The following is a 24319-nucleotide window of genomic DNA, read 5'->3' on the forward strand; positions in this document are numbered from 1 at the left end:
ACAGCGGCCTCGTCATGAAACTGAACCCGAAGGTTGAACAGATGAAGTCCAAGCTTGGGGGCCTGGTGAAGCATGACGAGCGCTTCAGGCTCAAAGTGCTAAAGCAATACCTGTAATACCTATCGGGCCACTTTTAACGACCGACGCACTCACGCCACAACGGCAGGAATAAGTGCGACGCTCCTGTCAGTCGGTAACAGGGGAAAAGGAGAAGAGGACATGAAGATCGGTAATGCCTTTCTTCAACTTACCATAGGCGCGCGGCTGCGTACCGGGTTTGCCATGATGCTCGCGTTGATGGCTGCAATCACGGTCGTCGCGATCGCGCGCATGGCAGCTAACCAGGCGCGCATGGACGAGATCACCGGTGTCAACAACATGAAGTCGCGTGCGGCGATGGCGATGCGCGACACGGTGTTCGAACGCATGGTCGCATTGCGGGATGTTGCGCTGGTGGGTTCGGCGTCGGAAGTGGATGAAGAGGTTGCCCTCATCGATGCAAAGGCGCGGGGGTATGGCGAGACGGAGCTGCGATTACTTGCGTTGCTTTCCAGCGATCAAGAGCGCTCGGGCACCGAGCGCGCCATTCTCACCGAGATCAGGCAGCATGAAAGCGAGGCGCGCCCGTTGATCGGCAAGGCCATTGCTCTCGCGCGCGCCGGCGGGATGGACCAGGTTTACACCATTCTGGCGATCGAGTTGAAGCCGGTCCAGCTCAGGTGGATGGAAGCGCTCTCCAAGCTGGTTGCGTTGGAGGACAAGAACAACGAGCAGGCGACCGAGGAAGCGAGGGAGGCATCGCAATTTGCCCGCAACGGCATGATCGTCATGGGTTTCGTCGCCACCATTGCGGGCATTGCGGTTTCCATGCTGATTACGCGCAGTCTGCTCGCGCAGTTGGGCGGCGAACCCGTCCATACCGCCGACGTGGCCGGGCAGATTGCCAACGGCGACCTCGCTGGTGAAGTCCCGTTGCGGGACGGCGATCGCTCCAGCTTGCTGCACGCCGTCGCCACGATGCGGGACAACCTCGCACGCATCGTGGGAAAAGTGCGCCTGAACACCGAAACCATTGCGGGTTCGTCCTCCGGCATCGCCAACGCCAACCGCGAACTTGCCATCCGGACCGAACAGCAAGCCGCCTCGCTGAAGGCCATTGCCGACTCGATCGGCGATCTCGCGGCTACCGTACGCCAGACGGCCGAGAATGCGAGCCTTGCCGATACGCTCGCCATTTCCGCGTCTGCCGTGGCGAAGCAGGGACACGAAGTCGTGAGCGAGGTCGAGCGGAAGATGCAATCCATCAGCGCGTCGGGTGAGCGTATCGTCGACATCATTGCGGTCATCGACGGCATTGCGTTCCAGACCAATATTCTGGCATTGAACGCGGCGGTGGAGGCCGCGCGTGCCGGTGAACTGGGAAAGGGTTTCGCCGTGGTTGCGACCGAGGTGCGGAATCTCTCGCAACGCTCCGCAAATGCGGCGAGGGAAATCAAGGACTTGATTGCGGATTCTGCCGAACACGTGCAGGCAGGGAGCGAACTGGTCGGCAAAGCCGGACAGACCATGCAGCAAATCATGCAAAGCGTGCAACGCGTGACCGATCTCATGCGTGAGATCAGCAGGGCGACCACGGACCAAAGCAACGGCATCGACCTGATCAACCAGACCGCTGCCGAAATAGAGGGCGTCACGCGTCAGAACGCGACGCTGGTCAATGAGACTGCACAAGCGGCAAGCAGTCTGCAGGAGCAATCGGAACAGCTTGCCGAACTTGTCGCCGTGTTCAAGGTTGCGGGTCTACAGAGTCTGTTGCCGGCGAGTGCGGTCCACGAGATCGAGCATGAGAGTTCATGCTCCCGGCCAGCCGTCGGCACCGCGGAAGGCGGTGCGACCACGGCATATCAGGCTGACTGGGCGCCAACGGTAATGCCATGACTGAACAAACCATTAAATCGGAAATCCGTTTGTATGAAGGTGCTCATGCCAGTCGATGACGATACAAAGCGCTCGATGTTGGCGCAGGCTGGGGAATGGATCGCGGAAGGCTGGTTTGAGAACGCACAGTGTATGGTTTTGCTGCATGCATCGGTGCTGGATGTCAATGGAACGGAGCCATCATGGCATCCACGTGGATGGTCTGCTGCCCCTACTCCGGCGGCAGCGGACGAATCGGATTTCATCAACGGATCCGCCATCTTTGCTGGTGATGGGTGGAAGTGCGGTAACAAGTATCGAAGCAAGCGAGGGGAAGAACCATGAACAAGGTATATCCCGACATTGTCAATGCACTGGCGGGGGGGAGCCACGGGCGGACATGCACAAATTGTCTTTGAATATTGTTTTCTCTAAAACGGAAGATGATTTTCATACTTTCGGCGAGCAGATGGAGACAATGCCGTACGCTGGGTGCGAACGAAAGCCGAATGATGAACATTGCTGAAAGCAATCGACCAGCGTTGTACTACAGCTCCCTGTTTCTTCTGAGCGATGTCGAGAAGTCTATTGGCCGTATCAAGGAGAGGATTTCGCTCGATGACTTTGGTATATCGTGGCCACAGGCCAAGCTCATTATGTATCTGACGCGCTATCAGGCTACGACACAGATGCAGCTAGCAAGGAACTTGCACTACGATGAAGGGGCGCTGTCCAGGCTACTGTCGCGTCTTGACCGCTCCGGATTGGTCGAGAGGTTTCCCAACTTGAAGGACCGACGGAGCCGGTGTATCTGCCTGACTCAACAAGGTATGCGGCTGGCGAAGGAGCTTTCGGCGACATTTGGGCAACTTGATGCTCATCTCTTCGCGATCTTCACAGAAGAAGAAAAATCAAGATTGGTTCAAATGCTAAAGCGACTACTCTGCAATGGACTGGATGATGCAGTCCGGCGCTGAGGGATCATATCGTGCTCAACGCGGACCCGGAGAACCGCGTCGAACAACGACCGTGCGCAGCCAGGGAGCTGCCGGATGGCTTCTACGTGAGTCTCGGCATCGGAACGCCCACGCTGGTCGCCAATCCCGTCCCCGACGGGATGGAAGTATGGCTGCAACAGGAAAACGGCCTGCCAGGTATCAACGAGGTCCCGATAGAAGAGCAGGTGTACGCCTTCATGATCATGCCTGCAAGCAGATGGTGAGGACGCTACCGGGCTTGTCCTTTTTTCGTCGGCGGATTCGTTCGCGATGATCCGCAGCGGCTACATCAACCTTGCGATCCTCGGAGTACTGCAGGTGAGCAAAGAGGGCGATCTTGCGCGCTGGCTCTTCCCTGGCAAGATGATCAAGGGCATGGGCGGGCGATGGACCTCGTTGCTGGCGTTATTCGGGTGGTCGTGCTCATGGAACATGTCGCAAAAGGCGACCAGCCCAAGCCACTCAAGGAGTGTACGTTGCCGCTCACGTGCGTGGTGGACCTGGTCATCACTGACATCGGCTTAGTCGAGGGCACCGAAAAGGTTTGAAGATTGCCGAACTCGCCACCGGGTGTGGCGGTAGTGGGGATCAAGGGCAAGACCAGCGCGGAGCTGGAAGTAAACGCGGTCGTGTAACGGTCCAAATGTTTTTTTCATTACAGGCCACTCGGCGGTAAGGTCGGTGGATTTGCCTGATAGCTGGGTTTGCTAGCTGATGGCCCCAATGCATACCATCTGAAACGTGACATCAGACTCGAACTCTCTGCCAGTATCCGGTCCTCGCGTCGCGGCGTTGGCTGTTGCCTGCGGGCTCGCCGTCGCGACGCTCTACTATAGTCAACCGCTACTACCCGCGATGGCGGCCGCTGTGGGCTCGGGTGCCTCCGCCCAGGGGGCAATTACCATGCTTACCCAGATCGGCTATGCGCTCGGACTGCTCCTATTCGGTCCGTTGAGCGATCGACTTGACCAGCGGAGGCTTGTTGCTTGCCTGATTCCAGCGAATATTGCTGGCTTGATGCTAAGCGCGACGGCAAGCTCGTTAGCATGGTTGCTCGCGGCGAGCATGCTCGTCGGGGTTACGGGAGTCGCTGCGCAGATCATTATCCCGGCGGTATCAGGCCTGGTGGCTCCCGCCAAACGTGGCCATACCGTAGGGTGTCTGATGAGTGGCTTGTTTGCCGGGACGCTGTTCGCCCGTACCCTTAGCGGTTATGTTGGTGAGCACGCGGGGTGGCGAACGATGTTTGCCTTGGCAGCCGTCATTGACGTCCTCCTGTTCGTCGTAGTCTGGTTGTGTCTTCCGGCTATCAGGCCGAGTAGCGACATGTCGTATTCAGAGTTGATGGTGTCGCTTGGTCTGTTGTTCGTCAGGCAGCCTTTATTACGCGAGGCTTGTCTTGCTGGCTTTTTGCTGTTCGGGGCGCTCAACGTGCTTTGGGGATCGTTGGCCTTGATGTTGCAGCGGCCACCCTATGGTTGGGGTAGTGACCTGACGGGCTTGTTTGGGTTCGTCGGCCTCGCGGGAATGCTGGCTTCTACGAAGATTGGTCGTCTCTCTGACCATTGGGGTGCGCGCAATGTTGTTTCGATCGCCGCGACTCTCGTCATACTCGCCTTTTCCCTGATTGCGGCGTCGGGGTACTGCTTGGCCTTGTTGGTTCTCGGCGTGATTGGTCTTGACTTGGGCAGTCGCGCCAACCTTATCGCAAATCAGACACGGCTGTATGGGCTGCAGCCTGAGGTGCGCGGTCGCCTCAACACAGTGTTCATGATTTCATATTACGTCGGCGGGGCAATTGGCTCAATCGCAGGGGCCACGGTGGCGGGGCGATATGGCTGGATTGGCCTGGGCGTAGCGGGCGGGACCTGCGGGGCACTGGCGCTTGTCGCTGCCCATCTGGCACACCTGTCGGAACCGGTACGTGTCAGTCGCGATCAATCTCACGGATGAATAGCAAACGGAATCTCTTTACCGCTCGACGAGTAATTGCTCACGGGCTTCAGTGTCACGGACGATGCTTCCATTTTGCGGGAAACGGTCTCTTGAAGTTGTATGGCTGCTGTCGCAGTGCGGTTTCGTGCTGAGCTGCATGCACTGAACCTGAAGGGCCTGCCAGACGATTATCTTCCGATTCGCCTCGTGCGAAACGGTGGCTAGCAATTGACCGCGGCCTTTCGTGACGTCAATCCCGATGCGCTGGTTCCAGCATTGGTTGACGCGACCGAGGCGTCCAGCTAGTCGCTTGCGATCATCGAACATCCGGAAGAAGCACGCCCGAGCCCGCACTGCCGCCAGCCCCCTGATGGGTGCGTGTAAGAGGGATCTCTTGCCCGGCAGGCGGCTTATAGAGTCCATCCGATTAACAATCTGCGCGTATTGACGTATTTAGAGGGCGAGTTGCGATTGGCCGCGGATGCAAAGAGCGCATGGTACTGCCGCTGGGTGGAAGCCGGAGTCGAGATTCTTGAGCAGAGACTCTTGAAAAGCGGGGCGACGGTGGACAGCTCTGCAACGCTTCTAACATCCGAGCCGCCGACATTCAACGCTGAGATACGTCTGCCCCGTTGACTTCGAGCCGGCCCGAAAGCTCAACTTGCTGTCCACTGAATCGCAAGCAGCCCGGATGGAGCGATTTCGTCCTCTTCATTCCCGAACTTGCGATACCGCGTCGGAAACGTGGCAAAGCCAGCGCTTGCCACCTGTGAACGACTGCGGCTCAGGAGGTCCGATTCAAGTAACCGCAGAAGATATCGACGCTGCCGTCTACCGCACTGGTACGCAATACGACGGCGTAGTCAGATGAAGTCAATTCGTTCATCGCTCGCTCGCGCGCAATCCAGCGCGATAGCCGACTGACAGCGCGGTCTGGCGCTTCACGTTGCGGGCTGCTGCGATCAGCCGCCGCATCCTTCGGGGCTGAGTACCACCGGGAGGGTGCGGGGCACTCGTACCGGCTGAATCCGCGTCGTCAGCTCAGGCTGGCTAAGCGTGACTCCGAAGAAGAACTTTGGCCCGCTGATCGCAGCGTTGAGCGAAACCGGCGAGGTACCGTGATCGACCAGATGCAGTTGGTTGTCCCGCAGGTCCTCGACGGTGACGGTATCGGGTGAACGCCCGAGAAAGGTGGCGAACTCCCGTAGGGCGCGCAGATAGCCGGTCTGGGTCTTGGGTGCGAACTTGCGCATGCGCATGTCGTCAACCATGCGCCGGCCCCAGCGGGCTGACTCCGGGATCGGAGCACATCATGATAAGGCTACTGTCGCGTCTTGAGCCCTATGGATTGGTCGGGCGGTTTCCGAACTTAATGGACCGAGGTAGCCGGTGCATGTGCTTGACCAACGAGGTATGCGGCCGACGAAGGAGCTTTCCGCGCAAAGCGCGTCTTTTAGCTTCGAGAATAAGTTGAAGTCCCTTCGTCGTCGTAAAGTGGTGGATTTAAATTATCGGTGGCAACTGTTCTTCATGGTCTCGACGAAGTAGCGGTTGAAGGCCGTCCAGGATATGCGACGCAAATTCGGCGTATGGGATCTGTAGTTTGGGTGTGTAGCTGGCGTCCACCATGTCGAATTCCAAGTTGGTGATTTCCGCATTCGTAGGACCGCTCCAACCGTCAACAGCGTTGCCGGGAAGATTCGTTAGATACATACGCTAGTCCGTAGCGTCGGGCAAGTTGGGATAGCGGTCAAACGTCTCCTTGATGATTTGTCGCAGCCAAATGTTTGCCGGATCGTCATGGAACCGCGGGTGCCAATGCTGTCGGAGTGCGAATGGGGGCAAAGGGATCGGCGGGGGAACAATCCGCACGGTGCCGAGCTTTGCGAAGACATTACCCAATTCCAACGGGACATTGGCGATTAGTTCTGGGTGCGCATCGATCAGATGCGGCACAGCAAGGAAATGCGGCGTTGTCAGATAAATGTTGCGTTTGATGCCGTAGTCGTCGAACGCTCGGTCATAGGCTTCGCTTGCGCGCCCAGTAAGCGAGACCACAATATGGGGCATGCTCTCGAACTGCGCCTTCTTGATCGTCTTGCCAACGGCCTTGTTGCGCACGCTGACCATAGTGACAAACGTATGGAGAAACAACTGTTGCTGGAAAAGGCTTTCCGGCGCGACGTGCATAGACCCGAGTGCCAGATCCGCTTCACCCGCAGCCAGTGTTGCTTCGATCTCCTCAAGGGGGATTTGCATCGATCGCAACGTGCAATGCGGTGCAGCCTTGCGTAGCCGCTTGATGAGCGGTGGCAGAAATACGAGTTCGCCCATGTCGGTCATGCATAGGACGAAAGAACGTCGTGCCGTCGAGGGGTCGAACCGCGCCTGTGAGACGACGTTCTGCTGCAATGCGGTCATGATCTGCCCAATCGTCCCGCCGATCAGCTCCGCCTTCGCGGTTGGGGCCATGCCGGACGAAGTCTTCACAAAGAGCGGGTCTTCGAAAAAGGCCCGCAGTCTGTTGAGCGCATGACTCATCGCTCCTTGCGAGAGTCCTACCTCTGCGGCAGCACGCGTGACGCTGCGCTCGCGCTGCAGTGCATCGAAGACGACGAGAAGATTGAGATCGAGATCACGGATATGCACAGCATGCATCCCAACTATTAATGTCATCGGATTGACGCATGATCGTCGCAGACCTAAGGTGTCGTCAAGCGCGAGATACGTGCGGACAACCAAACATCACCCCATCTTGAATGGGACCAGATAGGACCGGGGTAACGGCTAAAGCCATAGCTTCGACCAACAAGGCGTTGAAGCGTCATTTCTGGCCGATAGGAGACGTCATATGTTCATCAAAAACACCTGGTATGTTGCGGCGTGGTCGCACGAAGTTGAAGGCTCCAACATTCTGTCGCGAACCATCATCAGCCAGCCGATCATGCTCTACCGAAAGGACGGCGGAGAAGTCGTCGCTTTGCACGATCGCTGCTGCCATCGCGGCGCGCCGTTGTCAATGGGCCGGAGGGAAGGGGACTGCGTGCGGTGCATGTATCACGGGTTGAAGTTCGACAGCCGCGGCGCATGCGTGGAGGCGCCTGCGCAAGAACGGATTCCGCCGCAAGCAAAAGTACAGACTTTCCCCGTCGTGGAGCGCCATCGTTGGATCTGGATCTGGATGGGCGATCCCGCGTTGGCGGATCCCTCGACAATTCCGGATACGCATTGGCTCGATGACCCTGACTGGCGAGGCCTTCCGGGATATATCCACTACCACGTCAACTACCTCCTCATCTGCGACAACCTGCTCGACTTCTCTCACCTGCCTTACGTGCATCCGACAACACTTGGCGGTGGGGAAGACTATGCGAAGATTCAGCCGAAAGTTGAACGCCTTAAGGACGGCGTCCTGATTACGCGCTGGACGATCGATACGGAGCCGCCCCCCTTCGCGATGGCGGTGAGAGAGTGGTCTGGAAATGTCGATCGCTGGAACATCTACGAGTTCACGATACCGGCTATCTTGCGCATGGATTCGGGGATGGCACCAACCGGTACCGGCGCGTCAGCAGGCACTCGAGAAGGGGCTATCGAATTTCGGGGCTGTCAGGCGTTGACGCCTGAGACGGAAAATTCCACCCACTACTTCTTTTCTCATCCGCACAACTTCGCGATAGACCAGCCCGAAATCACGCAATCGATCCATCAATCGGTGGTGGATGCTTTCGAGGAAGACCGCGACATCATTACTGCACAACATAAGAACCTCGTTCTCGACCCATCCTTCAAGATGATGGCGTTCGGTATCGACGGGGCTCTTTCCCAGTTCCGCTGGGCGGTCACGCAGCGCCTCGACCAGGAGCGAAAAGCTCGCGAGGAGACTGGGGTGCAGGCATGATCGACGTAGTTGTCACCAGTGTCACCCAACTCGCCGAAGGCATCGTCGGGCTTGAACTGCAGAAATGCAATGGGGAGGCGCTTCCAGAGTTCGAGCCGGGCGCGCACATTGATGTGCATCTTCCTGGCGGTCTCATACGGCAGTACTCGCTGTGCAACACTGCAACGGACCCGACGCGATATTTTCTCGGCGTGGGGAGAAGTGCGACGTCTCGGGGCGGATCCTCGTACATTCACGATTCGCTCCGAGCCGGAGACAAGCTCGTAATCGGCGAACCTCGCTCGCTCTTCGCCATGTCACGAGAGGCGACGTACCACAATTTTATTGCTGGTGGGATTGGTATCACGCCGATATTGAGCATGGTGCGAGCGTGCGTCGAGAAGGGATTCCCGTGGAAGCTGACCTACTGTGTGCGATCGCGATCGCGTGCGGCGTACCTTGATGAAATCGCGTCGCTGGACGGCGAAATCGACCTTCATGTTGATGATGAGGCGCCGGAGGGCGCAGACATTTGCGCAGTCCTGAAACGGATACGACCAGGAGAGCACGTCTATTGCTGCGGCCCGAGCGGCCTTATGGCCGCAGTAGAGGCTCATGCACAAGCGGCGGCGCTGGATCCGTGCCGCATCCACTTCGAAAGATTCGAAGCACCAGCTGACCGGAAGCTTGCAGCAGAAGCCAAAAGCTTCACCGTTGTACTCGCTCGCACGGGTAAGCGCTGTCTCGTAGAGGCGGACGAGTCGGTGCTTGAATGCCTTGAGCGGAATGGGATAACTCCGCCTTTCGCATGCCGGGAGGGGCTCTGCCGGAGCTGTGAAGTGCCATTGATATCGGGCGAGGTGGACCATCGGGACTATGTGCTGAGCATGGATGAACAGCGCGAGGGTAAGGCGCTGATGATTTGCGTTTCGCGGGCTCGCACACCAGAAATCGTTATCGATCTCTGAAAATGGTTTGGCCAACTGATACTTCGCAACCTTCAAGGGGGAATGCAAGAGATCGGAGCTGGAGCGGCCCCCTCAAACTCCGGACACAGTCTCCCACTTAAAATAGCGGGTAGGCATACGACTGTGTTAATGGGATGGTTCCCGCTTCACCGCTGTGGGGGCTTCTGGCAAACTGTCCTGCCTAATCTTACCCACCGATCTTGACTCCCTAAGTCCGGAACAGCTGCGTGCGTTCGCAGTGCAGTTGATTGCAAGGCGCAGGCGTCATCCGGCCCCAGAAGTACGGTCGGAATTCTCGAACTAGCGGGCAAATTCAAATCCAGATCACTTGCATGAATCATCCGACCGATCCCGTCGCACCCATCGAGGGGCGTACCGTCAATGTCGAGCCACTACTGGTCACCAAAATCACAGTCCCCCGAGAGGACGTTGTAGATGTGACGCGACGACGCCTCGTGGAAAAGTTGTGCGCGCAATCCTTGAAGTTGACGGTGCTGTGCGCTGCCGCGGGCTCAGGAAAGTCCACGCTCATGCAGCAATGCCATCGGTACCTCGAGCGCAGGGGGTGGCAGTGCGCCTGGCTCACGCTCGACGATGCGGACAACGATGTGCAGCGTCTGTCACAGGGGTTGCAGGCCGCATTCAGCGCTGCGGGCGTTTGGGAGAATTCACCTGCGCCATCCTCGTCCGCACCCGTTTCTTCATCGGTCGCTGTCATCGCGAACCTGCAGCATCAATTGGAGCAGGGCCGACGCGTGGTCCTGTTCCTGGACGAATGTGACGCGCTGGTGCAGGACGACGCATTAGCTGCTATCCGCGCGCTCATTGGAACGGCTTCGTCGAACTTCAGAACTTTTGTGACCTGCAGGAGCACGCCAGCCCTCGGCCAGGCTCGACATCGGTTGCAAAACGCGCTGCTCGAAGTGGACGGGGACGATCTGCGCTTCGACCTTCAAGAGACCCGCGCACTGATGGAGTCGTACCTGGGCAACCCGATTGGCAACGACGATGCAAGGCTCCTGTGCGAACGCACGGACGGATGGGTCGCCGGGTTGCAACTGGCCTGCCTCGCGGCGCTCGAGCAGGACGACGGTGACCGGTACCTGCGCACGTTTGACGCCAGCCAGGGGCATATCGCGGATTACCTCGCTCACGAGGTCATCGCTGGGCTCGACGACTCAGAGCGGGAGTTCCTCTTTCTGACTGCGGCACTGAAAGATGTCAATGGGGACTTGTGTTACGCCATCACCGGGCGCCGGGACAGCGAGGCCTTGTTGGCCGATTTCCATGAGCGCCGCCTGTTCATCAAGCGGGTGGATGGACAGGACGGCCGACGTTGGTACAGGTATCACACACTGTTCGCGGATTTCCTTCGGCATCAATGGCTCTCGAAGGAGCCCGAGCGGGCCCAACAGCTGTATCGTGCCACGTGCGAGTGGTATGCCGCGAATGGGATGCCTTTTGAAGCGGCCAACTACGCGCGGCTCGGTGGGCAACGTGAGCGCAGCATCGAACTGCTCGAGAGCATTGCCATGGCGGCCATGCAGCGGGGGCAATTCAATGTCGTCGTGTCTTGGGCGGAGGCGATATCGCCGGGGGATTGGCAAAGCTACCCGCACCTGTCAATCGCGTACCTGTGGGCGCTGGCTTTCTCGGAGCAGCCGCGACGGGCGCTCGAGATGCTAGAGACCTTGCGCCAATGCGCGTCCGGCGAAGCCTTCATCAGTATGCTCGAGCATTCGGCGATCGTCGTTGAACTGATCGTGGCCGGACGCAGCGATGATATGGAAAAAGTCTGCCGTGAAGGGCCGCAAGCTCTTTCCTATATGGCCCGGCGCGACGCCTTCCACCACAGCGCGCTGGCGTTGGCGGTGGCCCATGGCCATCTGGCGCAGGGGGACTTCGGTCGCGCCCGTAACGTGTTGTTCGACGCTCGTGCCGTGGTGATGGAAAGAGGGCAGCTATTCGGGAATGTCTTCTTCGAAATGCTGGAGGGAGTCGCGCTCGGCTCCGAGTTGCGCCTTCATGCGGCATTGGCTCATCTTCGGCGCGGCATGGAGATGGCGCGCCAGGACGGGCCAACCTATTCGCACGCCAGCGCGGTCATCGCCGGATTTCTCGGAGAAACGCTATATGAAACGAACGATCTGGCCGGCGCTCGACAAGTCCTGAAGGGCCACTTGCCTTTGATCTGCGAAAGCGGTTTGCCAGACGCCATCTACGTGGCACACGTCACAATGGCGCGAATCGTTTTGCACGAGGGTGACGTCGCGGCTGCGTGGGCCTATCTGCTCGATGCCGAAACAATCGGCCTTCGCCGCAGGTTGCGGCGGATCGTGAACGCAGTGAGATGGGAAATGGTGCGCCTGGCCTGCAGCCAGGGTGACCACGATGAAGTAGCCCGTTTGGCCGCCCAGATTCCTCCGGACACCGATACTGGCGGGCTGCTGACGCCGGTGGATGAGTTGGTGCGCGACATCGCCCCTTTGCGCATGGCTTTATGGCAAGGCCGGCCTGAAGGCGTAACCAACGCGCTGGCTCATCTAAAGGCGCGGCTCAGGCCGGGCGGCTCCCGGCCGCGATGGCTCAAGCTCACGATCCTGCATGCGATCGCGCTGCAGATGAACGGAAGCGGCGGCGCGGCGATTGGCGAGATGTGTGCCGCCCTGCGTGTCGGTTTAAAGGGCGGCGCTGTCCGTGCCTTCATCGACGAAGGGCCGGATGCTGCCGCGTTGATCGAAGACGCGGGCCCCAGTTTCATTGCGGGGCTGGCGCCGCACGAATCGCATGCGCTGCAGTCCCGCTACGAGTACCTTCTGGGCGTCGCTCGCAGTGTGCACGGCAAGGGCCACGTTGCGCCCGCGCGAGAGCCATTGCGCCGCGCACCGGTTGCCGATGCAGTGTCCGGCGCCAAGGCGTCGCCCGATCGCTTGACCGAACGCGAACTGCAAATCATTGCATGCCTTGAGCGTGGCCTGACTAACCAGGCCCTGGCCGCCACGTTGCAGATTTCCGAAACCACCGTGAAGTGGCATCTGCGCAATGTCTTCGGCAAGCTCGGCGTCGGTAACCGTACCGAAGCTATCTCCGTTGCGCGCAAGCTCGCTCTGATCTGACGCCGCTGCGGGCGTCTGACTGCATCTCCCGCGGCGGCACCACCAGCGCATAGCACCCGCGAAATCGCGCGGGAAAGCGCTATCAGCACTAGCCCTACCTTCTCCCCCCTCCTTTCGAAAGGTGGCGGACCGAATGCTCCTGGCGAAGATTCGTTGTCGAGTTTGCGACAAAAAGCGGGGCGAAGCAGCCCCGTCGAATCTCATGCAGGAGACGCCCCATGACTATCCCATTTCCGGCGACGCCGGACTTCAGCGGTGCTAACGCCCCCTTCCGCATGGAAGGCGATCTCTACGACCTCGAGGTCGTCGGTACGCTGCCCCCCGAGATACGCGGCACCTGGTTTCGCTGCGGGCCGGATCCGCAATACCCGCCAAAGACTGGCGACGACATTTACATCAATGGCGACGGGATGATGAGTGCATTCCGCTTCGAGAACGGGCACATTGATTACAAGACGCGTTATGTGCGCACCGAGCGGCTTGTCGCCGAGCGCGCCGCGCGCCGTTCACTGTTCGGCCTGTATCGCAATCCCTTCACTGACGACCCCGAGGCAGCGGGCAAGGACCGTACATCGGCCAACACCTCCGCGTTCTGGCACGGTGGCAGGCTGTTCGCGCTAAAGGAAGACGGACTGCCTTACGAGCTGGACGCACAAACCCTGGACACCAAAGGCCGGTGGGACTTCGGCGGCGAGCTGCGCAGTCTCACGGTGACAGCCCATCCCAAGGTGGATCCTGAGACCGGTGAGTGGCTATTTTTCGGCTACGAGGCTGATGGCCTCGCGAGCACGAAAGTGGCGTTCTGCACCGCGGATGCCAAGGGTCGCTTGACCCGCGAAGAGTGGTTCGACGTTCCGTACACCAGCATGCTGCACGACTTTGCGGTCACGCGCGACTACGTCATCTTCCCGGTGTTCCCATGTGCTGCGGATCTGGAGCGGATGAAGGCCGGTGGCACGCATTGGGCGTGGGACCGCTCGCTCGATACGTGGGTCGGAATCATGCCGCGCAAGGGTAGCGTCAAGGATTTGCGCTGGTTCCGCCAGCCGGCATGCTTCGCCTTCCATGTTGCCAATGCATTCAATGAAGGTCCGAAGGTCCATGTCGATCTGTGCGTTTCCCGGCGCGTGGGCTTTACCTACATCCCCGACAGCAATGGCGCGCCGTTCGACCCCATGGAACTGGTACCCGTGGTCACGCGCTTCTCCTACGACCTCTCTTCGGACAACGATGAGGTCGAAGTGGTCCCGCTGAGTCCGCTGCCGGGCGAGCTGCCGCGCATTGATGACCGCAAAGCCTTTCAGCCCACGGAAGCGATTTTCTACGTCGCGATCAATCCGGAACTGTCCGCCATCCCGTCCGGCCCCGCTCCGATCGGCCCCAACCAGCTGGTGCGGCTGGACGTCCGAAACGGTGCGATGCAGGTGTTCGCGCCCGATCAGTTCACCGTGTTCCAGGAGCCGCAGTTTATTCCTTCGGCCGATGGTGGGCCGGGCTATCTCGTGGTCGTGGCCGAGCACCATGCGAACGGCGTGCTGGCTTCGGTCATGGTCTTCAAAGCCGACGATCTGCAAAGCGGCCCCATCGCACGCGTCAACTTGCCGATTCGTCTTCGCGGCGCGTTGCACGGCACCTGGGTGCCTGCGCACGAAATTCCCGGCTTCTAAACCCGAAAGGAAACGAACATGTCAGAAATCACCAACGCGACGTTGCTGGGCGACCAACGCTGGGCGGACAAAGTATTCAACGGAAGCTGGGTGGCGGCCGCGGGAGGAACCGTCGAGGTGACAGAGCCGGCTACCGGCGAGCGCCTGTCGCGGGTTGGTCTCGCCGTGGAGTCCGACGTGCGCGCAGCTACCGCTGCGGCGGCACTTGCACAACGAGCTTGGGCCGCCGTGCCACCGCGCGAACGTGCCGCAGTGTTTCTGCGCGCCGCGGCCCTTTTTCAGCAGCATTTTGATGAACTGGCGCTGTGCGTCACCCGGGAAACCGGCGGCATCCTGCCCAAGGGGCAACACGAAGTGCGCGAGGCCATCACGCTCTGTCATCTGGCCGCCAACATGCCGCTTCAGGCGCAGGGCCAAGTGCTGCCGAGCGTACCCGGTCGTGTGAGCATCGCGCGACGTGTTCCGCACGGCGTGATTGGTGTGATCTCGCCATTCAACTTTCCGCTGGTGCTCAGCCTGCGCAACATTGCGCCCGCATTGGCCGTGGGCAACGCGGTCGTGGTCAAGCCCGATGTGCGTACGCCCGTGAGTGGCGGCATCCTGATCGCCCGCGTGTTCGAGGAAGCCGGATTGCCTTCCGGCCTGCTTCATGTGCTGCCAGGCGGTGCTGACGCCGGCGAAGCGCTGATAGTCGATCAACGAGTACCGATGATCTGTTTCACCGGCTCGCCCGGGGTGGGGCGGCGCATTGGCGAGTTGGCCGGCAAGCACCTGAAGAAGGTTTCCCTCGAACTGGGTGGTGCCAACTCTCTGATCATCCTTGACGACGCGGACCCCGATCTCGCCGCCAGCAACGCCGCCTGGGGCGGTTACCTGCATCAAGGTCAGATCTGCATGGCGTCCAACCGCATTCTGGTGCATGAGCGCATTGCCGCGGCGATTACCGAGCGGCTGGTCGCCAAGGCGCGCAACCTGCCGGTAGGCGACGGCGCGAGCGGCCAGGTAGCTCTTGGTCCAATCATCGACGAGAAGCAGTTGCAGCGGGTACACGCCATCGTGCAGGACAGCGTCAAGGCAGGGGCGAAGCTGGAGGCCGGTGGAACCTACAAGGGCCTCTTCTATCAGCCGACCGTGCTATCAGGCGTGCGGCCGGGCATGCCCGTATTCGACGACGAGACCTTCGGCCCTGTGCTGAATCTGATCACTTTCAAAGATGACGACGAAGCGGTGGCTTTGGCGAACAATTCGCAAGGCGGGCTGGCTGCAGGCGTCATTTCGAAATCTGTGGGCCGCGCCATGGCCATCGGCGAGCGCCTACGCGCCGGAATGGTTCACATCAATGACCAGACCGTGAACGACGAGTGCGTAAACCCGTTCGGCGGACCCGGTATCGCCGGCAACGGTACCAGCGTGGGTGGGCCTGCCGATTGGGAAGAGTACACCCAGTGGCAGTGGCTCACGATCAAGGACACGCCGCCGGCTTATCCCTTCTGATCTTACCCACGCGCGGAACGGGCCCCACGCTCACTGGTGCAACGCTCTACCGGGAACAACAATGAATCGTCGAAGTTTTCTCTCTTTAGGAGTGCGATCTACACCTGGCGTCGCGCTGGCGGCGCTCGGGTTCGCGCACGCCAGCCCCAGGTTGACCGCGGTACCGTCGCGACCCGCCGCCATATTCGTTTACGACAAACGCTGCGGGGACGCGGCCGCGCAGGCCCTGAGAGAGCAGGTGAAGCAGGGTGGCGCTCTGTGTCCCATCGATGGCGACGTAACCCGCGCGTGGTTCGACGTACTGCGCCCGCGCATCGCGAACGGCGACGCGCGGCTTGTCGGAGTCACACGTGGAGACGCGATGTTTTGCCTGCGCACGTTGGCCGCCGACATGGGCTGGAAAGTCGAAGGCTGCCACGAGATCGGAGGCTACAACGAGGAGCCAACGCCCAGCGTCGCCGGCTGGTCGAGCCGAACCTACGCCTGGACTCTCGTGCCGCGTTCGGCCACTTGAAACTATCTTGGAAATACAAATGATTCCGCCAGGAACTACAGCTGAAAAGTTTGACAAAGCGCTCAAGCGATTTCGCGAGGCCGTTGGGAGCGAATGGGTACTCACCAGCGCAGAAGATCTCGAAACCTATCGCGATTCGTATTCACCGCTCTGGGACGACCCGCAGGAGCGTCGGGCCGCGGCCGCCGTGGCCCCGGCTACAGTCGAAGAAGTTCAGAAGATCGTGCGGATCGCCAACGAGTTGCGCGTCGCGCTATATCCGATCTCTACCGGCAAGAACCTCGGCTACGGGGGATCGGCTCCCAACCTCTCAGGCAGCGTGGTCGTCGATCTCAAGCGCATGAACCGCATCCTGGAGGTCGATGCGACACGCTGCTCGGCCCTCGTCGAGCCGGGGGTGTCGTATTTCGATCTGTATCACCATATCCAGGAGCATAAACTGCCGCTCTGGATCGATTGCCCGGAGCCAGGCTGGGGCAGCGTAATGGGCAATGCGCTGGATCGTGGCGTCGGTTACACGAGCCAGAACTATCGGGACCATTTCGGTGCGCACTGCGGCATGGAAGTCGTGCTCCCCAATGGCGAACTGATGCGCACGGGCATGGGCGCGCTGCCTGGTGCCACGACATGGCAGGACTACCGCTATGGTTTTGGGCCCTACGTCGACGGACTTTTTTCTCAGGGCAACTTCGGCATCGTGACGAAAATGGGCATCCACATGATGCCGGCGCCGGAAACGATGGTTGCGGGCTATGTGGAAGTCACCCGATACGAAGATATCGTGCCCCTGATCGCCGTACTCAACCGTCTGGAAGCGTCCGGCCTATGCGATGGCATGCCTCAGTTGGCGAGCCCTGCACTGGGTGGCCTGATGGCGCCGCCCGATCCGGAAATCACAAGAGTTCTGGGTACTCCCGGAGGGGCCCGACCAGCCGATCTGGAGCGCATCGCCAAGGGCAAGCCGTATTGGAACCTACGCGTTCGTGCGTATGGCCCGGTGGACATTGCGAAGGGCAAGTGGGAATACGCCAAGAGCGAATTCCGGAAGGCCATCCCCGATTGCCGATTCTTCGGCGAGACGATGCACCAAGTTCCGCTGACGCGGGACCAGGAGGATGCACTTGCGGTGACTGAGCTCGACCACGAGCGCAAGGTCAACTTCGGCATCCCCAACCTGGAGATTTTCGCTGTGGGGGCCCGTTCACCCGCGTTTCCGCAGCCAGCGGACGGCCATCTCTGGTTTTCGCCAGTGATTCCGCGCTCCGGAGAAGGGGTAATGCGCGCGCAAAACGTGTTCTGCAAAGCGATTTCGGACATGGGCGTCTACATCGGCTTCAACGCGCCGATGCCACTCGCCTATGCCCCGCATCTGTTCTTCATGATCTTCCCGGTTTACCTGTTCAAATCCGATAAGGCCGCGAACAAGAAGGGGCTAGAGCTCTTGAGGCATCTCGTCGACGTCGGCGCGGCCAATGGTTGGGGCGAATATCGCGCCCACCCCGTGCTGCAGGACTACATCATGGATAGCTATAGCTTCAATGATCACTCGCTGCGGCGGTTTTGCGAAGCGCTCAAAGATGCGGTGGATCCGAACGGAATTCTCGCGGCAGGCCGATATGGGATCTGGCCGAAGCAATTACGCAACGCAAGGAGCGCATGATGACAGCTCACACTCGTAGGAAAGCCGCACTACCGGCGGCGTGGTTGGTTGGTATTGTAGTCGCTGGAAATGCGCACACGGCCGCCGCGGTAGAACCGGCTGCGGCCATCGCGCGAGGCCACGCGGTATTCGCACATTCGTGTGCCTCATGCCACGGGGCAGGACCGAATATGCCGGGGACCATGGCGCTGCATTTCAAATACAACGATACGGTGTCCCCGTTGCTCGAACAGCGGGGCAACCTTACGCCAGATCTTTTGCGGGTCTTCGTCCGCCGCGGCGTATCAATGATGCCTTCCTTCCGCAAGACGGAACTCAGCGATTCCGACATCGAAGCGCTCGCAGCTTATCTGAATGACAGTGCAGCCAAGCTTCAGCAGACCCGATAGAACTCGGGCCTGCACAGACCTATTTGCAAGAAAGCATCACCTACAAAACGATCAATCTTCATGGAATCATCCCGTCGAACCTTTATCTTCACGAGCCTTGGTGCAGCATCGGCACTTCTGATTTCGCGCCCGGCGTTTTCGTCAGGCGCAGCGGCCAGGCTTGCGGAAACCGATCCCACTGCTCAAACGATGCACTATGTGGCGGATGCCACCACGGTCGACAAGAGCAGGAACCCGAATTATGTCGCCGGGCAGGACTGCAGAAATTGCAGACTCTACGGCGGCAAGGCAACTGACGCATGGGCCCCCTGTCCGGTTTTCGGTGCGAAGCAGGTTGCTGGCAGAGGTTGGTGTAGCGTGTACAACAAAAAAACCTGATTGACGCCGAAACGATGTTGTCACCTCGTCGGATAGACACGGCGAGGTGAACTGGCTCTTGGCACAAAATTACCAGAACAACGATTGGAGACATGAATGCGTAAGACCTCTCTCGCAATAGCTTTGGGAACACTCATCAGCGTCGACGCCACAGCACAAAGCAGCGTCACGATGTACGGAATGATTGATTCCGGCATTTCTTATGTATCGAACCAGGGTGGACATTCCGTCCTGAAGTTCGACGACGGCGTTTACACACCGAACATTTTTGGTCTGGAAGGAAAAGAAGATCTTGGCGGTGGCCTTAAGGCAGTTTTCAAGCTCGAGAACCAGTTTCAGCTAGGTACCGGATCGATTCTTCAGCCGGGTCTGTTCGGTCGGCAGGCATACGTGGGACTAGAGAGCGTCAAGCTCGGAACCTTGATGCTCGGTAACGTCTACGAATTCATGTTTACCTCGTTGACCCAAGCCGGAAACGCTCCAGGGGTGCTTTCAGGTGGTCTCTATAACTTTGCGTCAGGTCCCTTCCAGAAACTCGCAATTCCTCAGAATCCGACGGGCTACTTTGACTGGAGCCGAACCACGGGTCTTCCACTCTCGAACTCGATCCGCTATCAGTCCCCTGTCATTGCAGGTCTGCAGGTTGGCGCACTTTACGCACCGGGTGGCATGCCTGGAAATTTCTCGGGAAACTCTGCAGTCAGTTTCGGCCTCAACTACACAGCGGGCCCGTTCGGGCTAGGTGCGGCCTATACCGACAAGAAATATCCGAGCCTCACTGGAGGTGAACCGTTCACGACGATCACGAACTGGGGTGTTGGCGCGCACTACGCATTCGGTCCGCTGTTCACGGCAGCCGACCTCGTTACCGTGCGAAACAGCCTGAACGGCACTGCGGCCTATGCTGCGCAAATCGGTGCATCCTTGCACATGTCGCCAGAGATGGCCGTTGGTGTCAGTTATATGTACATGAAGGGCAACGCAGCGCTTGGCAATGATCACGCTAACCAGATCGGTTCGTCCCTCAGCTACGACCTTTCCAAGCGCACGGGGGTTTACGTCGCGGGCGTCTATCAACGCGCGAACTCCGGCGCTAACGCCAATATCAACGGGATCCTGGACCCGATGGGAGCATCTACCACGCCGACGCAATTTATCGCTCGCGTGGGCATACGCACCACGTTCTAGAGCAATCTACCCGCCCGAAGATGCGCGAATCAGCCCGCCCGCCGGCGGGCGTTGTCGCCTGTGCCGCGCCGATTGGTAGCACTTTGGCTACGTCCTAAGTCGGATTCACGCAGGCGCCGGACGCTGAAGCAGGCTTTTTCAGGTTCTCCTCCACAAACCGGCTTTACTGGTTCCATCTGACCTTCGACGGTGCAGCCAGCGTGGCAGCGTTGAAATGAATAATCAGGAATGGAGGGCTGTTGCATGAACGGATCCACTTTCAGTCTGAAGCAACGCCTCATAACTGCGTGGTGCTCTCTCGGGCTGCTCTCAATTTTCGTTGCGATTCTTGGAATCAGGGGCCTTGCAGATGCAAACATGCGGGCGCAACGTAGTTACGAGCTCATCACGCGCCCGGGACAATACATCGAAAACTCGTTCATCATGACGCTGGGCCAAAGCGTTCAGTTGATGGAAGTGCTGGGTTCGACGGATGAAGCGGCCAGGCAGCAGCGCCTTCAAATCATTCAGGAATTGCGAAAGGGTAGCGATGAACAGTTCGACCGGTTCCAGCGCGGCGAAAAGGCGGACGCTATCAAGTCGATCGCGGAAAATCTCGTGATGGAACGCCAGCGGTTTGTCACCGCCCTCTCGAAAGTAGAGCGCTTGATCCGCGCAGGAAAAGCTCAGGATGCAATCGCAACGGAAGCGGACGAGGCTCGCCCCGCCGGTGTGGCGCTGTTCCAGGACGTGGTAAGACTCGGCGGCGTACTGGATGTTGAAGCGAGAGCCGTTCACGATCGCGATGTGGTCGCCTATCGACACATCCTGACCCTGATGATCGCGCTGCTGGTTACGGGCGGGCTGGTGGTAGGCGGGTACGCGTGGATGCAACTTCGAACGATTCGCCGCAGCGTCAGCGGAATACAAACGACGCTCCATAAGGCGTACCAGACACTCGATCTGACGCACCGCGCGCCAGTCGAACGCCTGGACGAACTTGGCCAGACGGCCAATGCGTTCAACCAGTTGATGGCGCGGGTGTCGGCGGTGCTGTGCGCTGTGCGCAACTCGGCGGAATCCGTCACTATCGCGTCGATGGAAATTGCGTCAGGCAATGCGGATTTATCCGCACGCACAGAAACGCAGGCAGCATCTCTGGAAGAAACGGCGGCGAGCATACAGGAACTGACAGGTATTGCCCGGCGAAACACGGAGAATGCCAAACGTGCAGCGGGACTGGCCGTTGACGCTTCAGAGACTGCGGGCCGCGGCAACGCGGTTGTTGCGCAGGTCGTCGGTGTGATGCGGCAAGTCAGCGAAGGCTCGGCAAAAATTGCCGAGATTACGGGGATGATTGAAAGCGTTGCCTTCCAGACGAATATCCTTGCACTGAATGCAGCCGTCGAGGCGGCGCGGGCCGGCCAGCAGGGTCGCGGGTTTGCAGTGGTGGCGACCGAGGTACGTGCACTTGCTCAGCGTGCCGCAATGGCGGCGAAAGAAATCAAGGAGCTGATCGATGCTGCAGTATCCGTGTCAGCCCAAGGGCATGAATTGGCTAATCGGACTGGCACCGCAATGACCGATATCATTGGCGCAGTCACGAGCGTGACGGACATCATGGCGGAGATCGCATCGGCATCGGACGAGCAGAACAGAAGCATCATGCAGGTTGGACAGGCCGTGACTCAGATGGATGAGGTGACCCAACAGAAGGCTGCGCTGGTTGAACAGACTGCTGCTGCGGCCCGGTCGATGGAGGAACAGGCGGGCAGACTTAAGAACTCTATCAATGAATTCACGCTGGAAACTGCTAGCCGATGACAGCCCAGCTACCGCGAAGCATAAGAGGGAGACGCTCGCACTGGGGACTTCATCAGTGCAGCCTCTACATTGCAAGGGCAAGTGATCCATCGGCTGCCTGTCCGGTATCCGGTGGAAAGTAAACTGCTGGTAGAAGTTGGTGTAGCGCGCAAAACAAGAATGCTCAACTGTGCAGCACGCTGTTCATCAGCTCGTCAACTCACCCCAACGAGCTGATCCGGCCAACGAGTAGACGAGGTCGCGCTGTTTCACAAGAGGGCGATCAATGGATTGGAGATTATTCGTGAACAAGAGAGCCACATTCCCGCAAACTTGGACGCCTACGCACGAGCGTGATTGTTCTTTGCAAATGCTCGAACGTCCTGAAAATATGAAGAGCCAGCGACGCGTAGCGAGCGCCGCGGCGAATGCTGAGGACGCGGCACTATGGCGCTGGTTTTCGGAATTGATGGAGGACAGGCGGATCCGATGGCTACACGCCGACGACTCCTGGCTGGTCACGGTCGACCATAAACATGTCGCAACCAGTCGAAGCTTTGACGATGCGATTCGCACCGCGCAGTACGAGTCGACGTGAGGTGCTCTTCAGCACGGAGTACGCTGTTCTCGGGAAGTGCCCCGTGCTCGGGCTTCGACACAGGCCACTGACGCGCAAACTGGCCGTTCGGTGCCAGTTCGCGGTCATCCATAAAAGACTTTTTCAGAGTTGGAATCGCGGGCTATCTGCTGATTCCGACCGACCTTAGAACGCGAACGAGAGATTCTCGCTGAAGAGTAGTGCACTCTTCGGATGTGCATAAAAAGGCCCTGCAGGAGCCGTCGTGTAGGAGAGGGTCGTAATCGCGAATATCCCTCTTCTGACAAGTGCTGCGTACGACGCTGTGACGGACTTCGTGTTCGTGGGGAGGCCGGACGTCATCATCGACAATACATTGTGCAGATCTTTACTGAAGGCAGCGTATCCGAATCCTAGGGAAGCCATATCGAACGGCCTGTTGGCAAATGGGCCCTTGTAGTAAAGGCTCAGTAGCACGTCCCGCGCAAACACATTGCGGTCCTGAGGCGAATAATCCAACTTCAGATCCATGAAGAGGCCCCGCATCGGGTTCCCCAGTTGGGTCAGCTGCTGTGTCAGGCCCACATAGAACGCGTAGTTCCCGCTTACGTCTGCCTGGGTTGCGAAATGGGTATAGCGCGTCCAGTTGAAGATCGCACCGGCGCGCACCCACGTCGACCCCGTTGGTGACCCGTATCCAAACTCATCGATTACGAGCGGGCGAGTCCCACCTGGCGTGAGCCGGATCCCGTAGGGATTATTCTGGTGTTCAGCCATTGGCGTCGTACTCTGGCTTACGGCGAAGCTGTTATAGAACAATCGGTTTCCCGGGTAGCGGACCGTAACTTCCCCCGAAAGCGAAGGCTCCTGCAAACTCAGGCCAACTTCGTAGGGGATGGTGCTAAGCGGCCCCTGGGCCGCGCCGAAGCCAATCGCCGCCAGCGACAACCCATAAAAATTGAAGATGAGCGGAAGGAGGCCGTATCGCAGCTCTACCAACCCATCAGCGAGCGGCTGGCGAACTGCAATCGCGGAGACACTTGTCAAGTTCGGGAAGGCGGCCTGATACGTCGACCAGCCCCAATTTGCCGAAAACTGGAACTGCGAGCCCGGTGTGAATCCTATTCGATTCAGATCGTACGTTGTGTCAAGCTGAATAAACTGGGCCTGCCACGTCGGATTCTGACCGCCGTAGGTTTGTGGCTTTGCATTATGTCCCAGCAGATCGTATGTAAACGTCACCGAACTCTGAATACTAAAGCCGATGCCCCTTTCCGCCAGTGCCGGTCTTAACCCCCAGGCGTTCGGTTCGAAGGTGAGGCACGGTGGGGGGGCCATCCGGTAAGCATTGACCGTAGTGGCAAGCGCATCAAACCTGGAGCATCCCTCTGACCCCGACGCCATCCCCGGCGGGGGTGTCATTCCCGGCGGAGGCGTCATTCCCGACGGCGGCGCCATTCCGGGCGGAGGCGTCATTCCCGCGGGAGGGGTCGTCCCCGGCGTAGCCATGCCGGGCGCAGTTGGCACGTCGATTTGCGCCGTATTGTTCTCCTGAGCGGATCCGGCGCGAGCAAAACAGAGCAGTATTAACGTCGGAATGACCTTCCGGGCGAGATTACGGCGAACCATCCTCATCTTTCGTCTCCAGTATTTTATAAGTTGAGGCTTTCCGTCAAAGCGCATGAGCACTCAGCAGAAAGCTCGTCTTTGATGCACCTAACTTCGTCATGGCGACTACCGCATACTTCTGGCTTTGTTACCGTACGTCTGTCATTCCTGCCACCTCGCCATGCGAAGGTGGTTCGCTGCAAAGCACTGTGACGACGACCACAGGGCTTGTTTTGAAGATGCGGCTT

At 59.1% G+C, this 24319-nt stretch carries 18 protein-coding genes and 2 pseudogenes; 17 read left to right on the forward strand and 3 right to left on the reverse strand.

The window, feature by feature from the left end; genetic code table 11:
• Nucleotides 1-219: 219 nt before the first annotated feature.
• From L0U81_RS29035 to L0U81_RS29055, 5 genes and pseudogenes are all read left to right on the forward strand, one after another.
• On the forward strand, nt 220-1938 hold the full coding sequence (locus L0U81_RS29035; RefSeq protein ID WP_233808782.1) for a methyl-accepting chemotaxis protein: 1719 nt from the start codon (nt 220-222) through the stop codon (nt 1936-1938).
• Nucleotides 1939-1971: 33 nt separating this feature from the next.
• Complete coding sequence (locus L0U81_RS29040; RefSeq protein WP_233808784.1) at nt 1972-2262, forward strand: hypothetical protein; 291 nt, start codon at nt 1972-1974, stop codon at nt 2260-2262.
• A 164-nt stretch (nt 2263-2426) separates the two neighbouring features.
• Nucleotides 2427-2894 (forward strand): MarR family winged helix-turn-helix transcriptional regulator, encoded by a 468-nt coding sequence (locus L0U81_RS29045; protein ID WP_233808786.1) that lies wholly within the window; start codon nt 2427-2429, stop codon nt 2892-2894.
• An 11-nt stretch (nt 2895-2905) separates the two neighbouring features.
• Nucleotides 2906-3550: pseudogene (locus tag L0U81_RS29050) on the forward strand (CoA-transferase).
• Nucleotides 3551-3656: 106 nt separating this feature from the next.
• Nucleotides 3657-4868, forward strand: a complete 1212-nt coding sequence (locus tag L0U81_RS29055) for an MFS transporter (protein ID WP_233808788.1) — start codon at nt 3657-3659, stop codon at nt 4866-4868.
• Nucleotides 4869-5738: 870 nt separating this feature from the next.
• Here L0U81_RS29055 and L0U81_RS29060 read toward each other — a convergent pair.
• Nucleotides 5739-6164: pseudogene (locus L0U81_RS29060) on the reverse strand (phage integrase N-terminal SAM-like domain-containing protein); the annotation flags it as partial.
• A gap of 402 nt (nt 6165-6566) precedes the next feature.
• Entirely contained in the window at nt 6567-7508 is a 942-nt protein-coding gene (locus L0U81_RS29065) for a LysR family transcriptional regulator (protein WP_233810035.1), read from the reverse strand.
• A gap of 193 nt (nt 7509-7701) precedes the next feature.
• Between L0U81_RS29065 and L0U81_RS29070 the strand changes: the two genes are divergently transcribed.
• The 12 genes from L0U81_RS29070 (at nt 7702) to L0U81_RS29125 (ending at nt 22484) form a co-directional block, all read left to right on the forward strand.
• Complete coding sequence (locus L0U81_RS29070; protein WP_233808790.1) at nt 7702-8751, forward strand: aromatic ring-hydroxylating dioxygenase subunit alpha; 1050 nt, start codon at nt 7702-7704, stop codon at nt 8749-8751.
• A complete protein-coding gene (locus L0U81_RS29075) occupies nt 8748-9698 on the forward strand; it encodes a PDR/VanB family oxidoreductase (protein ID WP_233808792.1) in 951 nt (316 codons plus the stop codon). Before L0U81_RS29070 ends, L0U81_RS29075 begins: the two co-directional genes overlap by 4 nt.
• A 332-nt stretch (nt 9699-10030) precedes the next feature.
• Entirely contained in the window at nt 10031-12814 is a 2784-nt protein-coding gene (locus tag L0U81_RS29080; protein ID WP_233808794.1) for a LuxR C-terminal-related transcriptional regulator, read from the forward strand.
• A 218-nt stretch (nt 12815-13032) separates the two neighbouring features.
• Nucleotides 13033-14481 carry a carotenoid oxygenase family protein gene (locus L0U81_RS29085; protein WP_233808796.1) on the forward strand — a complete coding sequence of 483 codons (1449 nt, stop codon included), beginning with the start codon at nt 13033-13035 and terminating at the stop codon, nt 14479-14481.
• Between the two features lie 18 nt (nt 14482-14499).
• On the forward strand, nt 14500-15975 hold the full coding sequence (locus tag L0U81_RS29090; protein WP_233808798.1) for a benzaldehyde dehydrogenase: 1476 nt from the start codon (nt 14500-14502) through the stop codon (nt 15973-15975).
• Between the two features lie 238 nt (nt 15976-16213).
• The gene (locus L0U81_RS29095; protein ID WP_233808800.1) at nt 16214-16489 is read left to right on the forward strand and encodes a hypothetical protein; all 276 of its coding nucleotides are present in this window, start codon (nt 16214-16216) and stop codon (nt 16487-16489) included.
• Between the two features lie 19 nt (nt 16490-16508).
• On the forward strand, nt 16509-18149 hold the full coding sequence (locus L0U81_RS29100; protein WP_233808802.1) for an FAD-binding oxidoreductase: 1641 nt from the start codon (nt 16509-16511) through the stop codon (nt 18147-18149).
• Nucleotides 18149-18538, forward strand: coding sequence for a c-type cytochrome (locus L0U81_RS29105; protein WP_233810037.1), 390 nt, complete (start codon nt 18149-18151; stop codon nt 18536-18538). Before L0U81_RS29100 ends, L0U81_RS29105 begins: the two co-directional genes overlap by 1 nt.
• 60 nt (nt 18539-18598) lie before the next feature.
• Nucleotides 18599-18916, forward strand: a complete 318-nt coding sequence (locus tag L0U81_RS29110) for a high-potential iron-sulfur protein (protein ID WP_233808804.1) — start codon at nt 18599-18601, stop codon at nt 18914-18916.
• A 96-nt stretch (nt 18917-19012) separates the two neighbouring features.
• Nucleotides 19013-20104: a porin gene (locus L0U81_RS29115; protein WP_233808806.1), complete on the forward strand. Its 1092-nt coding sequence runs from the start codon at nt 19013-19015 to the stop codon at nt 20102-20104.
• 243 nt (nt 20105-20347) lie between these two features.
• Nucleotides 20348-21907 (forward strand): methyl-accepting chemotaxis protein, encoded by a 1560-nt coding sequence (locus tag L0U81_RS29120; RefSeq protein WP_233808807.1) that lies wholly within the window; start codon nt 20348-20350, stop codon nt 21905-21907.
• 283 nt (nt 21908-22190) lie between these two features.
• The gene (locus L0U81_RS29125; protein WP_233808809.1) at nt 22191-22484 is read left to right on the forward strand and encodes a hypothetical protein; all 294 of its coding nucleotides are present in this window, start codon (nt 22191-22193) and stop codon (nt 22482-22484) included.
• Nucleotides 22485-22649: 165 nt separating this feature from the next.
• Here L0U81_RS29125 and L0U81_RS29130 read toward each other — a convergent pair whose 3' ends face one another.
• A complete protein-coding gene (locus L0U81_RS29130; protein ID WP_233808811.1) occupies nt 22650-24098 on the reverse strand; it encodes a carbohydrate porin in 1449 nt (482 codons plus the stop codon).
• Nucleotides 24099-24319 lie beyond the last annotated feature (221 nt).

The sequence above is a fragment of the Paraburkholderia sp. HP33-1 genome (genome assembly GCF_021390595.1).
GTDB lineage: Bacteria > Pseudomonadota > Gammaproteobacteria > Burkholderiales > Burkholderiaceae > Paraburkholderia.